Annotated in this window: 17 protein-coding genes; all 17 read left to right on the forward strand. The window is 35.4% G+C overall.

Annotation, left to right across the window (positions count from 1 at the left end):
- The 17 genes from LAB100_RS09975 to uvrB all read left to right on the forward strand — a co-directional run bounded on the left by LAB100_RS09975 (position 1) and on the right by uvrB (position 17,604).
- Positions 1-1,650: a sensor histidine kinase gene (locus LAB100_RS09975; protein ID WP_119327382.1), complete on the forward strand. Its 1,650-nt coding sequence runs from the start codon at positions 1-3 to the stop codon at positions 1,648-1,650.
- A 131-nt stretch (positions 1,651-1,781) separates the two neighbouring features.
- Positions 1,782-2,624: a phosphate ABC transporter substrate-binding protein gene (locus tag LAB100_RS09980; protein WP_371851220.1), complete on the forward strand. Its 843-nt coding sequence runs from the start codon at positions 1,782-1,784 to the stop codon at positions 2,622-2,624.
- A gap of 1 nt (position 2,625) precedes the next feature.
- Complete coding sequence (gene pstC / locus LAB100_RS09985; RefSeq protein WP_119327384.1) at positions 2,626-3,546, forward strand: phosphate ABC transporter permease subunit PstC; 921 nt, start codon at positions 2,626-2,628, stop codon at positions 3,544-3,546.
- Positions 3,546-4,433: a phosphate ABC transporter permease PstA gene (gene pstA / locus LAB100_RS09990; protein WP_119327385.1), complete on the forward strand. Its 888-nt coding sequence runs from the start codon at positions 3,546-3,548 to the stop codon at positions 4,431-4,433. Before pstC ends, pstA begins: the two co-directional genes overlap by 1 nt.
- Position 4,434: 1 nt before the next feature.
- Positions 4,435-5,241, forward strand: coding sequence for a phosphate ABC transporter ATP-binding protein PstB (gene pstB / locus LAB100_RS09995; protein WP_119327386.1), 807 nt, complete (start codon positions 4,435-4,437; stop codon positions 5,239-5,241).
- Positions 5,242-5,252: 11 nt separating this feature from the next.
- Positions 5,253-6,011, forward strand: coding sequence for a phosphate ABC transporter ATP-binding protein PstB (pstB, locus tag LAB100_RS10000; protein WP_119327387.1), 759 nt, complete (start codon positions 5,253-5,255; stop codon positions 6,009-6,011).
- Positions 6,012-6,023: 12 nt separating this feature from the next.
- Positions 6,024-6,704 (forward strand): phosphate signaling complex protein PhoU, encoded by a 681-nt coding sequence (phoU, locus tag LAB100_RS10005; RefSeq protein WP_119327388.1) that lies wholly within the window; start codon positions 6,024-6,026, stop codon positions 6,702-6,704.
- A gap of 55 nt (positions 6,705-6,759) precedes the next feature.
- Complete coding sequence (locus LAB100_RS10010) at positions 6,760-7,011, forward strand: PspC domain-containing protein (RefSeq protein WP_119327389.1); 252 nt, start codon at positions 6,760-6,762, stop codon at positions 7,009-7,011.
- A 30-nt stretch (positions 7,012-7,041) separates the two neighbouring features.
- Entirely contained in the window at positions 7,042-7,407 is a 366-nt protein-coding gene (locus tag LAB100_RS10015) for a phage holin family protein (RefSeq protein ID WP_119327390.1), read from the forward strand.
- Positions 7,408-7,471: 64 nt separating this feature from the next.
- Entirely contained in the window at positions 7,472-8,431 is a 960-nt protein-coding gene (hprK, locus tag LAB100_RS10020; protein ID WP_119327391.1) for an HPr(Ser) kinase/phosphatase, read from the forward strand.
- Positions 8,431-9,246 (forward strand): prolipoprotein diacylglyceryl transferase, encoded by an 816-nt coding sequence (gene lgt, locus LAB100_RS10025; protein WP_119327392.1) that lies wholly within the window; start codon positions 8,431-8,433, stop codon positions 9,244-9,246. Before hprK ends, lgt begins: the two co-directional genes overlap by 1 nt.
- 64 nt (positions 9,247-9,310) lie before the next feature.
- A complete protein-coding gene (gene trxB, locus LAB100_RS10030) occupies positions 9,311-10,252 on the forward strand; it encodes a thioredoxin-disulfide reductase (RefSeq protein WP_119327393.1) in 942 nt (313 codons plus the stop codon).
- A gap of 187 nt (positions 10,253-10,439) precedes the next feature.
- A complete protein-coding gene (locus tag LAB100_RS10035) occupies positions 10,440-10,694 on the forward strand; it encodes a helix-turn-helix domain-containing protein (protein WP_119327394.1) in 255 nt (84 codons plus the stop codon).
- Between the two features lie 132 nt (positions 10,695-10,826).
- Entirely contained in the window at positions 10,827-12,545 is a 1,719-nt protein-coding gene (locus LAB100_RS10040; protein ID WP_119327395.1) for a phospho-sugar mutase, read from the forward strand.
- A 373-nt stretch (positions 12,546-12,918) separates the two neighbouring features.
- Positions 12,919-14,211 carry an alkaline phosphatase family protein gene (locus LAB100_RS10045; RefSeq protein ID WP_119327396.1) on the forward strand — a complete coding sequence of 431 codons (1,293 nt, stop codon included), beginning with the start codon at positions 12,919-12,921 and terminating at the stop codon, positions 14,209-14,211.
- A gap of 15 nt (positions 14,212-14,226) precedes the next feature.
- The gene (locus LAB100_RS10050) at positions 14,227-15,471 is read left to right on the forward strand and encodes an MFS transporter (protein WP_119327397.1); all 1,245 of its coding nucleotides are present in this window, start codon (positions 14,227-14,229) and stop codon (positions 15,469-15,471) included.
- A 123-nt stretch (positions 15,472-15,594) separates the two neighbouring features.
- Positions 15,595-17,604 (forward strand): excinuclease ABC subunit UvrB, encoded by a 2,010-nt coding sequence (uvrB, locus tag LAB100_RS10055; protein WP_119327398.1) that lies wholly within the window; start codon positions 15,595-15,597, stop codon positions 17,602-17,604.
- Position 17,605: the final 1 nt, after the last annotated feature.

Genomic DNA, 17,605 nt, shown 5'->3' on the forward strand with positions numbered 1-17,605 from the left:
ATGAAAAGAAGAGTAGGACCAATAATTGCCATTTTGATTTCTATAGCTATCTTTATCATTTTAGTAACGTTTTCCGATAGTATTTTGGGAAACTCACAAAATGATATGTTTACCGATGAAACAGTTTCTTACCAGGAATTAAAGAAAAACCATGAACCAGCTGATGCTGCAAAAATCGCCGGCTTGGATTACATTGATGCCAGCAAGGAAAGTACGACTTTGCAAAAGAAAGCCTATGACATGTACCACAATGGTCGTACGGCTCCGGGAAAAGATTATGTGACTGATACGTCATTTAATACCAGAACGATGTATTTTATGGCGGGGTCTAATCGTCATATTGTTGCTAAAAGGTATAATCGTTTGTGGAGTCAAAGTCCTATGACATTTATTATTGTGGCTTTGATGTACTTCCTAATTACTGATTCAGTAATTTTATTCTACTATCGCAAACGTCAACAATTGAGTAATGATATTAAGAGTGTTACTGAAAATTTACGTCGAGTTCGTAAAAATAAGGAAATGTCATCATTGATTCTGTCACCAGATGATGAATTGTATGGATTAGTTGAGCAAACTAATAAAATTAGTATGGATATCAATGATCTTCGCGATGATGTTCGCTTACGTGAACGTCGCTTTAGAGGATTAGTTGGACATTTGCCTATTGGAGTTATGTTATTAAATTCTCAAGGAGATGTTCTACTACATAATCAAGCAATGTCTAGCCTTTTAGACGAGAATATTTCTAATGATATTCATCCATTTATTGAAGATGTTAAGACTTATAGTTTAAGTCGAATGATTGAACACACTTTGAAGAAAAATAAGAATCATCATCGTGAGATTCAATTGGTTGGTAATTCACAGAAATTTGTTGATGCTAATGTGATTCGTTTGATTCATTCACGTGAGGATTTTGATCAACAAGTATTAGTTATTCTCTATGATTTGACCGAGAGTCGTCAGATTGAGCGAATGCAAGTTGATTTTGTAAATAATGTCAGTCATGAGCTAAAAACACCTGTAACTTCTATTGAAGGATTTTCAGAAACTCTTTTGAGTGGAGCTAAGGACGATCCTGAAAAACTAGATCATTTCTTGAAAATTATTCATAGTGAAAGTGTTCGTTTGTCTGAATTGATCCAGGATATCTTGTCGCTTTCAAAAGTTAAACGTGATACCGAGAAGACAGATGTCATTAATTTGCATGACGATATTGACCATATTTTAGATCGTCAGGGCTTAGCAATTAAAAAACATAATTTACAAGTTAAGCAGCGTTACTTTGGTAATCCTGAAGTAACAGCTAATAAAGAAAAGATTAATTTAGTCTTCCGTAATTTGATTAAAAATGCCATTTCGTATAATAAAGAAAATGGTGAGATTAATATTGAAGTTCATCATGATGAGATTGAAAATCGTATTAAGTTCGTGATCGAGGATACTGGAATTGGAATTTCAGAAGAGGATCAGGGACGGATTTTTGAAAGATTTTATCGAGTTGATCGTTCAAGAAGTCTTGAAACAGGTGGAACTGGTTTAGGATTGGCTATCGTTAAGGAAACACTTGATACTCTTGATGGTGATATTAGAATTGAATCCCACCAAGGCTTAGGGACTAAATTTACAGTTGATATACCACTTTAAAAAAATTGCCGCAACAAAATAATTTATTTTGTTACGGCTTTTTTTTATACAAAAAATATACATTGTTGTAATATCCTAGGTGGATAGAGGTGAGAACATTGAAGAAGAGACTTGTCGCATTATTTGCAATTATGATACCAATGATTTTTATTCTAAGTGGTTGCAAAGGCAGCGGAAGCCAAGAAACTATTACAGCGGTTGGATCTTCAGCTGCTCAACCATTAGTGGAACTTGCCGGAGAAGAATTTACTAAAGATAATCCTAACCAATATGTCAATGTCCAAGGTGGCGGTACTGGTACAGGACTTAGTCAAATTCAACAGGGTGCGGTCAATATCGGTAATTCTGATCTTTACGCAGAACAGAAAAAAGATATTGACGCTAGCAAACTAGTTGATCATCGAATAGCCGCAGTTGGAATGATTCCAATTGTAAATAAAGACGTTGAAGTAAAATCTCTGACAATCAAACAATTGAAAAAGATTTTTTCAGGACAAGTAACTAACTGGAAACAGGTTGGTGGCCAGGACTTGAAGATAACTATTATCAATCGTGCTGATGGAAGTGGTACTAGAGCATCTTTTGAAAGTGATGTTATGAATGGAACTCCATTTGTTCGATCACAAGAACAAGATTCTAGTGGAATGGTTAGACAAATTGTCTACAACACTGATGGAGCAATTAGTTACTTAGCAATGCCATATTTGAATGATACAGTTAAAACTTTGAATGTTAATGGAATTGCTCCAACGATTGAAAATATTGAAAATAATAAATGGAAAATTTGGTCATATGAACATCTATATACTAATGGCCAACCTACGGGGATGACAAAGAAGTTTCTTGATTACATCATGACTGATAGCGTTCAAAAGAATGTTGTTAGAAAAATGAATTATGTTCCCGTTAAAGAAATGAAATATCAAAAGGATTATAAGGGCAATGTTACGCCTGTTTCAAAGGGGGTAAAATAATTTGAAAGATCCTATTAGAGAAAGTTTAACCAAAAAATCTGTTTCCGCAAAACGTGAAACGCGCGGTAAGATTATATCTTTCAGTTTTACTGCCATCATTGTGTTATTAGTTATTACTATTATTGGTTTTATTGCATCACGAGGTTTGATCATCTTTATTAAAGATGGGGTTAATCCAATTGATTTCTTAACACATTCAGTTTGGTCACCAAATAAATTGGATAGTGCTGGGCATCCAATCGTTGGTGCTGCACCAATGATCGTAGGATCATTTTCGGTTACCTTGATTGCTGCTTTGATCGGAACACCATTTGCCATTGCAGCAGCTATTTTTATGACTGAAATATCTCCTAAATGGGGTAGAAAAATTCTTCAACCGGTAATCGAACTTTTGGTAGGTATTCCATCAGTTGTTTATGGATTTATCGGATTAACAATTGTGGTGCCTTTTGTTAGAAAGATTGCTGGTGGAAGTGGTTTTGGTATTCTAGCAGGTTCATTTGTGCTGTTTGTTATGATTTTGCCAACAATTACTTCAATGTCAGTTGATGCCTTAAAGGCTGTGCCAAGATATTATCGTGAAGCTTCTTTAGCCTTAGGTGCAACTAGATGGCAAACAATTTCTAAAGTAGTTCTGAGAGCTGCTACGCCAGGTTTATTGACAGCGGTAGTTTTTGGAATGGCTCGTGCTTTTGGTGAGGCTTTAGCGGTACAAATGGTTATTGGTAATGCAATGCTCTTGCCTCAAAATTTAGTTTCTCCTTCATCAACTTTGACCAGTGTTCTAACTATGAACATGGGGAACACAATTATGGGTTCAACTCCAAATAATGCCTTGTGGTCATTAGCTTTACTACTATTATTGATGTCACTATTATTCAATTTCGTGATTAGATCAATTGCTAAGCGAGGTGAATTCTAGTGTTTAATGAAAAAATCAAAGACAAAATTGCAACAGGTATCATTTATTTGATGTCAGGAATTATTGTTCTCATCTTAGCTGGTTTATTGATTTATATACTAGGAAGCGGTTTGCGTTACGTAAATTGGCATTTTTTAACTTCAGGTTCAAAGGCCTTTCAAGCTGGTAGTGGTGTGGGAATTCAGTTATTTAATTCCTTCTTCTTGTTGATTCTTTCAATGCTAATTTCTATTCCTATATCAATTTGTGCAGGAATTTATTTATCTGAGTACGCTGGAAAGAACAAATTGGTTGAATTGATTCGTGTATCAATTGAGGTTTTAAGTTCTTTGCCATCAATTGTTGTTGGTCTATTCGGATTTTTGATTTTTGTTATTAGTTTTAAATTTGGTTTTTCAATTCTTTCAGGTGCTTTAACATTAACAGTATTTAATTTACCTATTTTGACTAGAAATGTTGAAGACTCTTTAAGATCTGTTCCTCAATCACAACGTGAAGCTGGTTTGGCTTTAGGCCTTTCTAAATGGGAGACTGTAATTCACGTTATTATTCCTGATGGATTGCCAGGTATTATTACTGGTATGATCATCGGTGCCGGTAGAGTTTTCGGTGAAGCTGCTGCCTTGATTTATACAGCAGGTCAAAGTGCTCCGCCACTTGATTTTACTAACTTCAATGTTTTCAGTATTACAAGTCCTTTGAATTTAATGCGACCAGCTGAAACTTTGGCGGTTCATATTTGGAAAGTTAATTCTGAAGGATTGATTCCTGATGCTGTGCAAGTATCAGCCGGAGCTTCGGCAGTTTTGATTATTGCTGTATTGATCTTTAATTTGCTTTCAAGATACATTGGCAATTTAGTTTATAAAAAGATGACGGGTGAATAGTATGGAAGAACAAAATGATCAACAATACATCCTTCATTTGGATGAAGATAAACATGAAATCGCCATGAAAACAAAAGATCTTCAAGTTTTTTATGGCGAAAAAGAAGCCATGCATAAAGCATCACTTCAATTTGAAAGATATAAAATAACTTCCTTGATCGGAGCTTCAGGATCAGGTAAATCAACTTATTTACGTTCTTTAAATCGAATGAACGATAATATTCCTGGTGCTTCAGTTAAAGGACAAATCATGTATCGTGGTTTGGATATTAATAAGAATAATGTTGATATTTATGAAGTTAGAAAACATATTGGAATGGTTTTTCAAAGACCCAATCCATTTTCTAAATCAATTTATGATAATATTACTTTCGCTTTGAAACGTCATGGAGTACGTGACAAAGATAAATTAGATGAAATTGTTGAGACAACTTTAAAACAGGCTTCACTGTGGGACCAAGTTAAAGATGATCTTGGCAAAAGCGCATTAGCACTCTCTGGGGGTCAACAACAAAGACTATGTATTGCTCGTGCAATTGCAATGAAACCGGATATCTTATTGATGGATGAACCTGCAAGTGCATTGGACCCAATATCAACGTCAAATGTTGAAGAAACAATGTTGAGTTTGAAGGATAAGTTTACAATTATTATCGTTACTCACAACATGCAGCAAGCAGCTAGAATCAGCGATTATACAGCATTTTTCCATATGGGGCATGCTGTTGAATTTAACGAAACTAGAAAAATCTTCACACGTCCTAAGATTAAGACAACTGAAGATTATGTTTCTGGACACTTTGGATAGGAGCACTAAAATTGGCAGAAAAAATTTTAACATCTTCAGACGTACATTTATTTTATGGGAAAAAAGAAGCACTTAAAGGAATCAATCTTGATTTTAATAAGAATGAAATTACAGCTTTGATCGGACCATCAGGATGCGGAAAATCAACATATCTTAGATGCTTGAATCGAATGAATGATTTGATTCCTAATGTAACGATAACTGGGACGATTTCTCTTAATGGCAAAAATATTTATGCGCCTAATATTGATACGGTTGAATTGAGAAAACAAGTTGGGATGGTTTTTCAACAACCTAATCCGTTTCCTTTCTCAATTTATGATAATGTAGTATATGGATTAAGATTGGCTGGTGTAAAGAATAAGGCTGTATTGGATGAAGCTGTTGAAACTAGTTTACAAAATGCTGCGGTCTGGGATGATGTTAAGGACAAATTACATCAAAGTGCCTTGTCATTGTCTGGTGGACAACAACAAAGAGTGTGTATTGCTAGAGTTTTAGCGGTGAAACCTGATATTATTTTATTAGACGAACCAACCTCGGCTTTGGACCCTATTTCATCGGCTAAAGTTGAAGAGACTATGTTAGCTTTACGTGAGGATTATACGATTATTACTGTTACACACAATATGCAACAGGCATCGAGAATATCTGATCAAACCGCTTTCTTCTTAAATGGAGAACTTATTGAGGCAGATAAGACAAAGAATATTTTCTTAAATCCAAAAGAAAAACAGACGGAAGATTATATTTCTGGAAAATTCGGTTAGGAGAAAAGAAAGATGCGTACTACTTTTGAAGAACAATTAAATAATTTACATCTACGGTTCTCAGAAATGGGTATGATGGCCAGTGAAGCCATTATGAAGTCAGTTAAGGCTTATATTGATCATGATAAAGCTTTGGCTAAAGAAGTTATTAAGAACGATCACGTCATTAATAAACGTGAAATGGACCTTGAAAAAGAATCTTTCGAAATGATTGCTTTACAACAACCAGTTACAACTGATTTGAGAATGATTGTGACTGTTTTGAAAGCAAGTTCAGATTTAGAGAGAATGGGTGATCACGCGGTAAGTATTGCTCAAGAAACTATTCGAGTTAAGGGTGAAACAAGAATCCCTGAAATTGAAAAGTTGATTGCTGAAATGGGTGATATGGGAACTAGTATCGTAGAAGATTCCCTTGAAGCTTATCTTAAAAAGGACAGCAAAATGGCAGAAGAAGTAGCTCATCGTGATATTGAAATTGATGCGAAGAGTGCTTTGATCAATGAGATGTGTATTAAAGATATGCAAAAGACAGTTGAGAACGTTTTGAGTGGATCTTCATACATGCTAGTTGCCAGTTATTTGGAACGTGTCGGTGATTATGCAACCAATATTTGTGAATGGGTTGTTTACTTGAATACCGGACATGTGGTAGAACTGAATCGGAAGCATATTGCTGAAATAGATGAATAATTGAAATTTTTAGCAATGTGTAGTATATTTTCTGAACAAGTTGAGGTGAAACTTTATGAGAAAAAGAATCACAAGATCTAGTACTGATCGAATGCTTGCAGGTGTTTGCGGAGGATTGGGTGAGTATTTTGGAATTGACTCAACTTGGATTCGCTTGGCCTTTATCTTTTTGACACCGTTGACTTACTTTCTAACAATTGTAGTTTATGTAGTTTGCGTCTTTTCTTTTCCCGAAAAACGTAATATACAAGAAACGGATTTTAAAAAGAGACGTCGTCGGCCTAAAGCATCGAAGAAATATTACTGATTCAAAAAAGAGTTAAAATGAGGGTATGAAATGAAGTTATTAATCAGATTGGTTATACAGACGCTGTTGTTTCTAGCAATCGCGCGAGTACTACCAGGTATGTTTCAAATTGATAGTCTAGGGACCGCAATTTTAGCCAGTTTGGTACTGGTAATTTTGAATTGGACAATCAAACCACTGTTGCATATCATTTCTCTACCGATCACCTTTATCACGTTTGGACTATTTTCTTTCGTTATAAATGCAGTCACCTTGGAATTAACTTCTGCATTAGTAGGGTCAGCTAGTTTCCACTTTAATGGTTTTGGATCAGCTTTGATCGTAGCCGTTATCTTGGCAATTTGTAATTCTATTATTAACAGCTATACCATGGATAATTTTCAAAGACGCGTCTAGAACGCGTTTTTTTTGTTCTAATAATGATAAACTAATTATAAAAAAGAATTAGTGAGGGTTGGTTATGACAAATTACGTTACTGTATCGCAAATGGTTAAAGATAATGAATTAAAGGTTTATAATGGCGAAGATTTGTTATCAGAAAAGAAGATTACAACTAGTGATATTTCCCGTCCAGGAATTGAGTTAACAGGGTATTTTGACTACTATCCAAGTGAGCGTATTCAATTATTTGGACAAACTGAGTCAGCGTATTCTCGTTCAATGACTGCTAATAATCGTTATAAAGTTATGTTGGAATTGTGTCGTGAGGATACTCCGGCTTTACTTATTTCTAGAAATATCCAACCTAGTAAGGAAATTTTAAAGGCCGCCAAAAAGCATGGTGTTCCAGTTATTGGTTCAGAATTACCAACAACTAGATTATCTAGTATGATCACTGAATATTTAGATGAAAAGTTAGCTCCTAGAGAATCAATTCATGGTGTTTTAGTTGATGTGTATGGAATTGGAATTTTATTGACTGGTCATTCTGGTATTGGTAAGAGTGAAACAGCTTTGGAACTTGTTAAAAGAGGTCATCGTTTGATTGCTGATGATCGTGTGGATGTTTATCAACGTGATGAAAAAACCATTGTTGGTGAAGCTCCCAAGATTTTGAACCATCTATTGGAAATTCGTGGTATTGGAATCATTGATGTCATGAATCTTTTTGGAGCTGGGGCAGTTCGTTCTCAAAGTGAAATTCAATTGATTATTAATTTGGAAAATTGGTCAGCTGATAAGAACTATGATCGTATTGGTACCTTAGAAGACAAGCGTACTTTCTTTGATGTTGATGTACCACAAATTACTGTACCAGTTAAAGTAGGTCGTAATATCTCTATTATCATCGAAGTCGCTGCGATGAACTATCGTGCCAAGAAGATGGGTTACGATGCAACTAAAAAATTTGAAGACAATTTAGGTCTCTTGATCAAAGAGAATGAAAATAAAGCTAAGCAAGATGGAGAAGGTAAGTAATGAATTTTGATTTATTAGCATTAAATCCGATTGCGTTTGATCTCGGGGGATTGCAGATTCACTGGTATGGAATAATTATTGCTTTAGGAGCACTGGTTGGTGTCATCATGGCAATGCGTGAGGCCAAAAGAAGACATCTTGATCCTGACAACATTCTAGACTTAGTTTTATATGGAGTACCAATTGCATTAGTTGGTGCTAGATTGTATTACGTAATATTTGAACTACCATTTTATTTAGCTAATCCAAGTGAAATTATTAAGATCTGGCATGGTGGCATTGCCATTTATGGTGGCTTGATTGCAGCGTTTATCGTGTTATTGGTTTTATGTAAAAAAAGAAATATTTCTCCTTGGTTGATGTTAGATATTGCTGCTCCTTCGGTGCTACTTGGTCAAATCGTAGGTCGTTGGGGTAATTTTATGAATCAAGAAGCTTTTGGAGCAAAGACAAGCTTAGACTTTTTGCAGTCGCTTCATTTGCCACATTTTATTATTGAACAAATGTATATCAATGGCGCTTTTCGTCAACCAACGTTCCTATATGAATCAATGGGAAATTTGTTGGGTTTGATTTTGATTTTAGTTTTAAGAAATAGAAAACACCTATTAAAGCGTGGCGAAGTTTTCTTAACATATCTGATTTGGTATCCAGCGGTTAGATTTTTCGTTGAAGGGATGAGGACAGATAGTCTTTATCTTTTGCCTGGCATTAGGGTTTCACAAATGTTATCATTAGTCCTCTTTATTGTTGCGATTAGTTTGTTTATTTATCGTCGTAAGAAATTAAATGAGCCTTGGTATAATGAATTGTGAGCAATTTAATTGCTAAGTTTAGAAAAAATGGTAATATTTGTTGAGTAATAGGAGGTAATCGACGATGAAAACATATGATGTAGTAGTTATTGGTGCGGGTCCTGGTGGTTTGACTGCCGCCTTGTACGCTTCACGTGCTAATTTATCAGTGATGATTCTTGATCGTGGTATTTATGGTGGTCAAATGAATAACACCGCTGCAATTGAAAATTATCCTGGATTTGATTCAATTTTGGGACCAGATCTAAGTGAAAAGATGTATAAGTCTTCAACACAGTTTGGAGCAGACTTTGGTTATGGTGCCGTTGATTCAGTTGAGGATAAGGGTGATGTGAAAATCATTCATACTGATGATGGGGACTACGAAACTAAGGCTTTGATCATTGCAACTGGTTCGCAATATAAGAAAATCGGTGTACCTGGTGAGGAAGAATTATCAGGACGTGGTGTTTCTTATTGTGCAGTCTGTGATGGAGCATTCTTCAAAGGACAAGACGTTGCTGTTATCGGTGGCGGAGATTCTGCCGTTGAAGAAGGTATTTATTTAACACAATTAGCTAAATCAGTAACAATTATTCACCGTCGTGATCAATTACGTGCTCAACAGATTTTACAAGATCGTGCATTTAAGAATGATAAAATCAAATTTGTTTGGAATGCCGATGTCAAGGAAATCACAAGTGAGGACGACAAAGTATCTGGTGTAAGATATGTTGATAAAGAGACTGGTTCTGAACATGTTGTTCCAGCTAAGGGTGCATTTATCTATGTTGGTATTAAGCCAATGACAACTCCATTCAAGGGCCTTGGCGTTTTGGATGAAGATGGCTGGATCAATACTAATGAACATATGGAAACTAAGATTCCTGGAATCTTTGCGGTAGGTGACGTTAGAAAGAAAGATCTACGTCAAATTGCCACTGCTGTTGGTGAAGGCGGAATTGCCGGTCAACAAGCTTATAATTACATTCAAGAACTTGCTGATGACAAGGTTACTACTAAATAATATTTTTAATATAAAAAACTAATTGAGGGTTATCCAAATAGATTAAATTATCTATTTGAATAGCCTTTTTTTATTACTTGAAATAACAGTAAATATTTAAATGCGGAAAAATAAAATATTTAAATTTGAATTCATTTCGTACATGTTTAAACATATAATATGAATAAACAGTCAGGAAGTGATTCTTATGCGTGAAATTGTAGATAAAAACTTAAACAAATTAATGCACGAGTCAGGCTTTAATATAGCCAAAAATCTCAAGATCCTTAGAAGAGAAAAGAACGTAACTCAAAAGGAAGTAGCTCAACATTTGAATATCGACGTCACAACTTTGTCTCACTATGAAACTGGCATTAGAATGCCGGATATTGATACTCTCATTGCATTGGCAAAGTATTATGACACTGACATAAATACAATTATCAGTAACGATATTGACTAATTTGTTGGTTTGATAACATGATTTTAAGAATCTTTTAAAGATTAATTGTTAAAGTTATGTAAATCAAATTTTAATAGTACTCTATGATTGCTATAATGATTGTAAGTACTTACAAATTAGGAGGACAATTTAATGTCTTGGCAAGATAATATGCAACAATGGCTCGATTATAAGGACTTAGATCCTGATATGAAAGAGCAACTAAACGAAATAAAAAAAGATCCTAAAGTAGCTGAAGAAGCATTTTATGAACCTATGGAGTTTGGTACTGCCGGTATGCGTGGTTTGATTGGACCTGGTATCAACAGAATGAATATTTATACTGTTCGTCAAGCAACCGAAGGACTAGCCTCATTTATGGATACTTTAGATGATGCTACTAAAGCACAAGGTGTAGCAATCAGTTATGATTCACGTTATTATTCACAAGATTTTGCTTATGAATCAGCCAAGGTTCTTGGTGTCCATGGTATTCACAGTTTTGTGTTTGATAGTTTGAGACCAACTCCGGAATTATCTTTTGCTGTAAGAAGCTTGCATACTTATGCAGGTATTATGATTACAGCTAGCCATAATCCTAAACAATATAATGGATTCAAAATTTATGGTCCTGATGGTGGTCAAATGCCCCCAGTCGAATCTGACAATATTACAAGTTTTGCTCGTAAGGCTAGTGATCTCTTTGCAATTAAAGTTAAGTCAGTGCCTCAATTACGTGCTGAAAAATTGTTAACTTTGATTGGTGAAGATGTTGATTTAGATTATATGAAGAATTTGGAAACGGTCATTGTTAATCCTAAATTGATCCAAGATGTTGGTGATAAGATGAAATTCATTTATTCACCACTTCATGGAACAGGTAAGATGATTGCACCACGTATTTTCCAAAAATTAGGATTTAAGAATTTTAATATGGTAACCGAACAAGCTATTCTTGATCCAGAGTTTGCTACCACACCCTTCCCGAATCCAGAGTTTGCTCAAACATTTGATTTGGCTATTGAACGTGGTAAAAAGATTGGTGCTAATATCTTAATTGCGACTGATCCAGATGCTGATCGTTTGGGAGCAGCTGTTAGACAACCAGATGGTTCTTATAAATTAATGACTGGTAATCAAATTGCTTCAGTGCTTTTGAATTATTTGTTGCAAGCTAAGAAGAATCTCAATCAATTGCCTGCTAATGGAGCAGTTGTTAAATCAATCGTTTCGTCAGAATTGGCAACGGCAATTGCTGATAAGTATGATATTAAAATGTTTGATGTTTTAACTGGTTTTAAATATATTGCTGAAAAAATTGAAAAATTTGAAGAAACTGGTAGCAATGAATTTCTCTTTGGATTTGAAGAGAGTTATGGCTATTTAGTTAAACCATTTGTTCGTGATAAGGACGCTATGCAATCAACCTTATTGTTGGCTGAAGCAGCGGCTTACTATGAATCAAAAGGTAAGACAATCTATGATGCACTAGAGGATCTCTATAAAGAGTTCGGTTATTATCGTGAAAAGACTATCTCTAAGACCTTTGAAGGTATTTCTGGAAAAGATAAGATGGCTCAAATCATGAAGACACTTCGTGAAGAAGGAATTGATGAGATCAATGGTGTAAAAGTCGTTGAAACAATTGATTATTTGAATGATACTGACGTTACAGCTGAAGGTACTAAGGAAACAGGGTTACCAAAGGCAAACGTATTGAAGTATGTTTTAGCTGATGATACATGGGTTGCAGCTAGACCTTCTGGTACAGAACCAAAGATGAAGTTCTACATTGGTGTTAAGAGCGATACCGAAGAAGGAGCAGCTCAAAAGTTGGCCGATTTCGGTAAAGAAGTTGAAAGCTGGGAATAAATTCTTAATAGAGTTTGTAACTTTCCAGTGTATATAAATAAGCATCTATTTGGAAAAATTAATTCCAGATGGGTGCTTTTTTTATGCCGCCCTCCACAACAAAGAAAATTGGGCTGGAAACGCTATGAGCACGACTTTGAGCTCGCCAACGATCTCAAAGCTCGGCCTTTGCCTAAGCAACAAATTGCTAAGGCAAATTTCATAGCTGAGCCCATTTTCTTGTTACGGAGGATGGCATTCTTAAATACCCTAAACCACCAAATATTGGGATAATATCAAATTTATGTCTCAAACTAAATTTTCTCCTCGTTACACCCATTTGCCAACTGCGATATAATATTTTCATGTAGTTTGTGAAAAGGGGAAAATAAATTTGTCTAATAATCAGCATTTAGTTATTATTTCGCTTGATTCTCTGGGATTTAGAGATATTGATGAGCATCAAAGTGAATTACCAACATTGAACAAATTAGTTAAAGGTGGAACTTGGGTCAAAAAAGTTACGGGAATTTATCCAACACTGACTTATCCTTCCCATACAACAATCATAACGGGACAATATCCAAGCGTTCATGGAATTGTTAATAATACTAAAATTCAGCCAGAACGCCGTTCACCAGATTGGTTTTGGTATCAAAAGGATGTTAAATCGCCAACGTTGTATGATTTAGCACGTCAAAAGAATTTAAAAACAGCAGCTTTTTTATGGCCTGTTACGGCTGGTAGTAAAATTAATTATAATTTGGCGGAAATTTTTCCAAATCGTATTTGGACTAATCAAGTTTTAGTTTCATTAAAAGCTAGTTCGCCATTATTTATTTTAGAGATGGATAAAAAATATGGTAAATTACGTCAAGGTATTAAACAACCTGAATTGGATGATTTTATAACGGCATGTGCGGTTGATACGATTAAAAATAAGCGTCCCAATTTAACTCTGTTGCATTTGGTCGATATGGATAGCATGCGTCATCGTTATGGCGTTCGTTCAGATGATGCGATAGATGCTTTACATCGTTTAGATCATCATGTTTCTCAAGTTGTTGAAGCTACTAAGGAAGCTGGAACATTTGAGGATACCAATTTTGTTATATTAGGTGACCATTATCAAATCAATGTTGATAAGATGATTCATTTGAATACAATGTTTGCTAAACGTGGTTGGTTAGTTTCAAAGCCGGACCAAACTTTTAAAAAGAATTGGCAAGTTATGGCTAAAACATGTGATGGTTGTACATATATTTATACTAAGAATTTTGGACAACTAGAGCGTTTACGAGATTTGATCAGTGGGGTTGAAGGAATAGAGAAGATTTATTCTGCTCAAGAGGCTGCCAAACGTGGTGCTGATCCTAAATGTACATTGATGGTTGAGGCCAAAGCTGGTTATTATTTCACAGATGAAAGTGATCGAGCTAGTGTTGTGGAGAAAGTTTTGCCAGAAATGATGGGCGACGCTGACCGTTATCAAGGTGTTCATGGCTATGATCCTAATAAATCTGGTTATAAGACGACAGTTATTTTTAATGGACCAATGATTAAATCAAATCATACGGTTGAAAAAGCTAACTTAGTTGATGAAGCACCAACGTTTGCTAAACTATTAGGCTTGAAATTTCCAGAACCTTTGGCAGGGCAAGCTATTGATGATGTCTTTTTAAATTAGAATTGAGGGAATTTTATGGGATTTAACAAGAAACAGTGGAGCTGGATCTTTTATGATTGGGCTAATTCGGGTTATGGCATTATTGTAACGACTGCTGTATTACCAGTTTATTTTAAATCAGTTGCACAAAATGCAGGTGTATCGCAGGCTAATGCAACGGCGTTTTGGGGATATGCAAATAGTTTTGGGACATTGATTGTCTCAATATTGGCACCAGTTTTGGGTGCTTTGGCAGATTATCCACATCATAAAAAACGATTATTGAGTTATTTTTCTTTCTTAGGAATAATTATGACTTTGGGTCTAGCAATCATGCCACCGAATCAATGGCAGTTATTGTTAGCTGTGTATATCCTGTCGATAATTGGTTATTCGGCTGGTAATTTATTTTACGATAGTTTTTTGACCGATGTAGCGGATAATGAACATATGGATGCTTTGTCGTCAAATGGTTATGCCTATGGTTATTTAGGTGGAGTGATCGCATTTATTTTGTTCTTGGTATTACAATTAACCAGTGGTTTTGGTATGTTATCAAGTTACGGTGTGGCAAGATTTAGTTTTCTTTTAGCAGCAATATGGTGGATCGTGTTTTTTGTACCATTATTAAAAAATGTTAAGCAGGTTTATTCTTTACCAGAGAATCCTCATCCTGTGATTTCTAGTTTTAAACGAGTTTGGGGAACAGTAACTCATCTACGTAAATATAAAGCTGCTGCTTGGTTTTTAGTGGCATATTTCTTCTATATTGATGGGGTTGATACTATTTTTACAATGGCAACTTCAATTGGTATGGATATGGGGATTACGACCACAACTTTGATGTTGGTTTTATTAGTGGTTCAGTTGGTTGCTTTTCCATTTTCAATTTTATACGGTTGGATTGCTAATCATTTTTCAGCCCGTAAGGGAATTCTTTTAGCAATTATTTTATATTTTGGAATTTGCCTTTATGCGTTGAAGCTTAATACGACGAAAGATTTTTGGATTTTGGCAGTATTAGTAGGGACTAGCCAAGGTGGAATTCAAGCATTGAGTCGTTCATATTTTGGTAAATTGATTCCTAAAGAGTCCGGTAGTGAGTTCTTTGGCTTTTATAATATTTTAGGAAAATTTTCAGCTGTTATGGGTCCAGTGCTGGTTGGTATTGTGACGCAAATAACTGGTAGATCAACTATTGGTGCAGCTTCTTTGAGTATCTTATTCTTGATTGGTTTGGTAATTTTTTTAATGTTGCCACGTTTAACAACGACTAAGTAAATTTATAGCGAAAATATGTTCGCTATGGTAATATAGAGCCAGCGTAATAAGCCGGAATTTAGTTACATCTAATTCATGTAAGAGTTAGATGTATTTTTTAGCTTAAAGGGGGTAAGTAAGTCCGTGATAGATAGAGTTGATGATAATAAATTTGATCTTGTGTCAAAGTATTCTCCTGCTGGAGATCAGGCTCAAGCTATTAATACGATCACTAAAGATTTTCAATCTGGTGATAAGGAAGTAATACTTGAGGGTGCTACTGGTACTGGTAAAACCTTTACGATGGCTAATGTGATTAAGAATTTAAATAAACCGACATTGATTATTTCACACAATAAGACTTTAGCTGGTCAGTTATATGGTGAAATGAAGGAGTTTTTCCCTAACAATGCGGTTGAATATTTCGTCAGTTATTATGATTACTACCAACCAGAGGCCTATGTGCCTTCTAGTGATACTTATATCGAAAAGGATTCCAGTATCAACGATGAAATTGATAAGTTGCGTCACTCGGCAACTAGTTCTCTACTAGAACGAAATGATGTAATCGTTGTGGCATCTGTTTCTTGTATTTTTGGGTTAGGTGACCCTAGAGAATATGCTGACAGTATTATTTCTTTGCATGTTGGTCAACAGATTGGGCGCGATACTCTTTTAGAGGAATTAGTTGAGAATCAGTTTGAACGAAATGATATTGACTTTCAACGTGGTCGTTTTAGAGTTCGTGGAGATGTTGTTGATATCTTTCCAGCTTCACGGGATGATAATGCTATTCGCGTGGAATTTTTTGGTGACGAAATCGATCGTATTATCGAAATGGACGCTTTGACTGGTGAAATCAAAGGTTCAATGGATCATATTGGTATTTTCCCTGCAACTCACTTTATGATCAGTGATGCCAAGATGGACGAAGCTTTAACACGCATCAAAGATGAAATGGATCAACAAGTGGCTAAGTTTACCAAGGAAGGTAAGTTGCTAGAAGCACAGCGTATCAAACAGCGTACAGAATATGATATCGAAATGATGCGTGAGATGGGTTATACATCAGGAATTGAGAACTATTCACGCCATATGGAAGGTCGAGCAGAGGGTGAACCACCATTTACTTTGTTAGATTTCTTCCCAAAGGATTTCAATATTATGATTGATGAATCCCACGTTACTATGCCACAGATTCGTGGAATGTATAATGGTGATCGTGCTAGAAAGCAACAACTAGTTGATTATGGATTCCGTTTACCAAGTGCTTTGGATAACCGCCCTCTAAAATTAGATGAATTTGAAAAACATGTTAATCGTATTTTGTATGTTTCTGCTACACCAGGTCCTTATGAGTTAGATCGAACTGATAATAAGGCTGAACAGATTATTCGTCCAACTGGTTTGCTAGATCCTAAAATTGAAGTTCGTCCAATTATGGGACAGATTGATGATTTAGTTGGTGAAATTAATGATCGTATTGCTAAACATGAAAGAGTGTTCGTAACGACTTTGACTAAGAAAATGGCTGAAGATTTAACGGATTACTTTAAAGATTTGGGAATTAAGGTCAGATACTTGCATAGTGATATTAAAACTTTGGAACGTACGAAAATTATTCGTGATCTTCGTTTGGGTAAGTTTGATGTCTTAATTGGTATCAATTTACTACGTGAAGGAATTGATGTTCCAGAAGTTTCCTTAATTGCTATTTTGGATGCTGATAAAGAAGGATTTTTGCGTGCTGAGCGTTCGTTAGTACAGATTATTGGTCGTGCCTCGCGTAATGAGCATGGTAAAGTTATTATGTATGCTGATTCCGTTACCGATTCAATGCGTGGTGCAATTGATGCAACGGCTCGTCGTCGTAAAATTCAAATGCAGTTTAATGAGGAACATGGAATTACACCTAAGACGATCGTTAAGCCAATCAGAGATGCTATTTCAATGTTCCAAAAGGTAGATAATACATCTTCTGAAACAGAGAAAATCAACGATGATATTGACTTTAAGGATATGAGTAAGAAGGATCAAAAAGAACTTCTTGCCAATCTAAAAGAACAAATGGAAAGTGCCGCTAAGAAGCTAGACTTTGAAGCGGCTGCCAATTTGCGTGACTCGATTTTAGAATTAAAGGCGGAAATGAAATAAA

This window comes from Companilactobacillus musae, assembly GCF_003967595.1.
In the GTDB taxonomy this organism is placed as follows: domain Bacteria; phylum Bacillota; class Bacilli; order Lactobacillales; family Lactobacillaceae; genus Companilactobacillus; species Companilactobacillus musae.

What these genes read in the sequence shown, in the direction of transcription:
- lgt (WP_119327392.1), top strand. Translation starts at nt 8,431, where the DNA reads ATGAATTTTGATTTATTAGCATTAAATCCGATTGCGTTTGATCTCGGG.
- pstB (WP_119327386.1), top strand. Translation starts at nt 4,435, where the DNA reads ATGGAAGAACAAAATGATCAACAATACATCCTTCATTTGGATGAAGAT.
- LAB100_RS10050 (WP_119327397.1), top strand. Translation starts at nt 14,227, where the DNA reads ATGGGATTTAACAAGAAACAGTGGAGCTGGATCTTTTATGATTGGGCT.
- LAB100_RS10015 (WP_119327390.1), top strand. Translation starts at nt 7,042, where the DNA reads ATGAAGTTATTAATCAGATTGGTTATACAGACGCTGTTGTTTCTAGCA.
- LAB100_RS10040 (WP_119327395.1), top strand. Translation starts at nt 10,827, where the DNA reads ATGTCTTGGCAAGATAATATGCAACAATGGCTCGATTATAAGGACTTA.
- LAB100_RS10010 (WP_119327389.1), top strand. Translation starts at nt 6,760, where the DNA reads ATGAGAAAAAGAATCACAAGATCTAGTACTGATCGAATGCTTGCAGGT.
- hprK (WP_119327391.1), top strand. Translation starts at nt 7,472, where the DNA reads ATGACAAATTACGTTACTGTATCGCAAATGGTTAAAGATAATGAATTA.
- trxB (WP_119327393.1), top strand. Translation starts at nt 9,311, where the DNA reads ATGAAAACATATGATGTAGTAGTTATTGGTGCGGGTCCTGGTGGTTTG.
- LAB100_RS10035 (WP_119327394.1), top strand. Translation starts at nt 10,440, where the DNA reads ATGCGTGAAATTGTAGATAAAAACTTAAACAAATTAATGCACGAGTCA.
- phoU (WP_119327388.1), top strand. Translation starts at nt 6,024, where the DNA reads ATGCGTACTACTTTTGAAGAACAATTAAATAATTTACATCTACGGTTC.
- LAB100_RS09975 (WP_119327382.1), top strand. Translation starts at nt 1, where the DNA reads ATGAAAAGAAGAGTAGGACCAATAATTGCCATTTTGATTTCTATAGCT.
- LAB100_RS09980 (WP_371851220.1), top strand. Translation starts at nt 1,782, where the DNA reads ATGATACCAATGATTTTTATTCTAAGTGGTTGCAAAGGCAGCGGAAGC.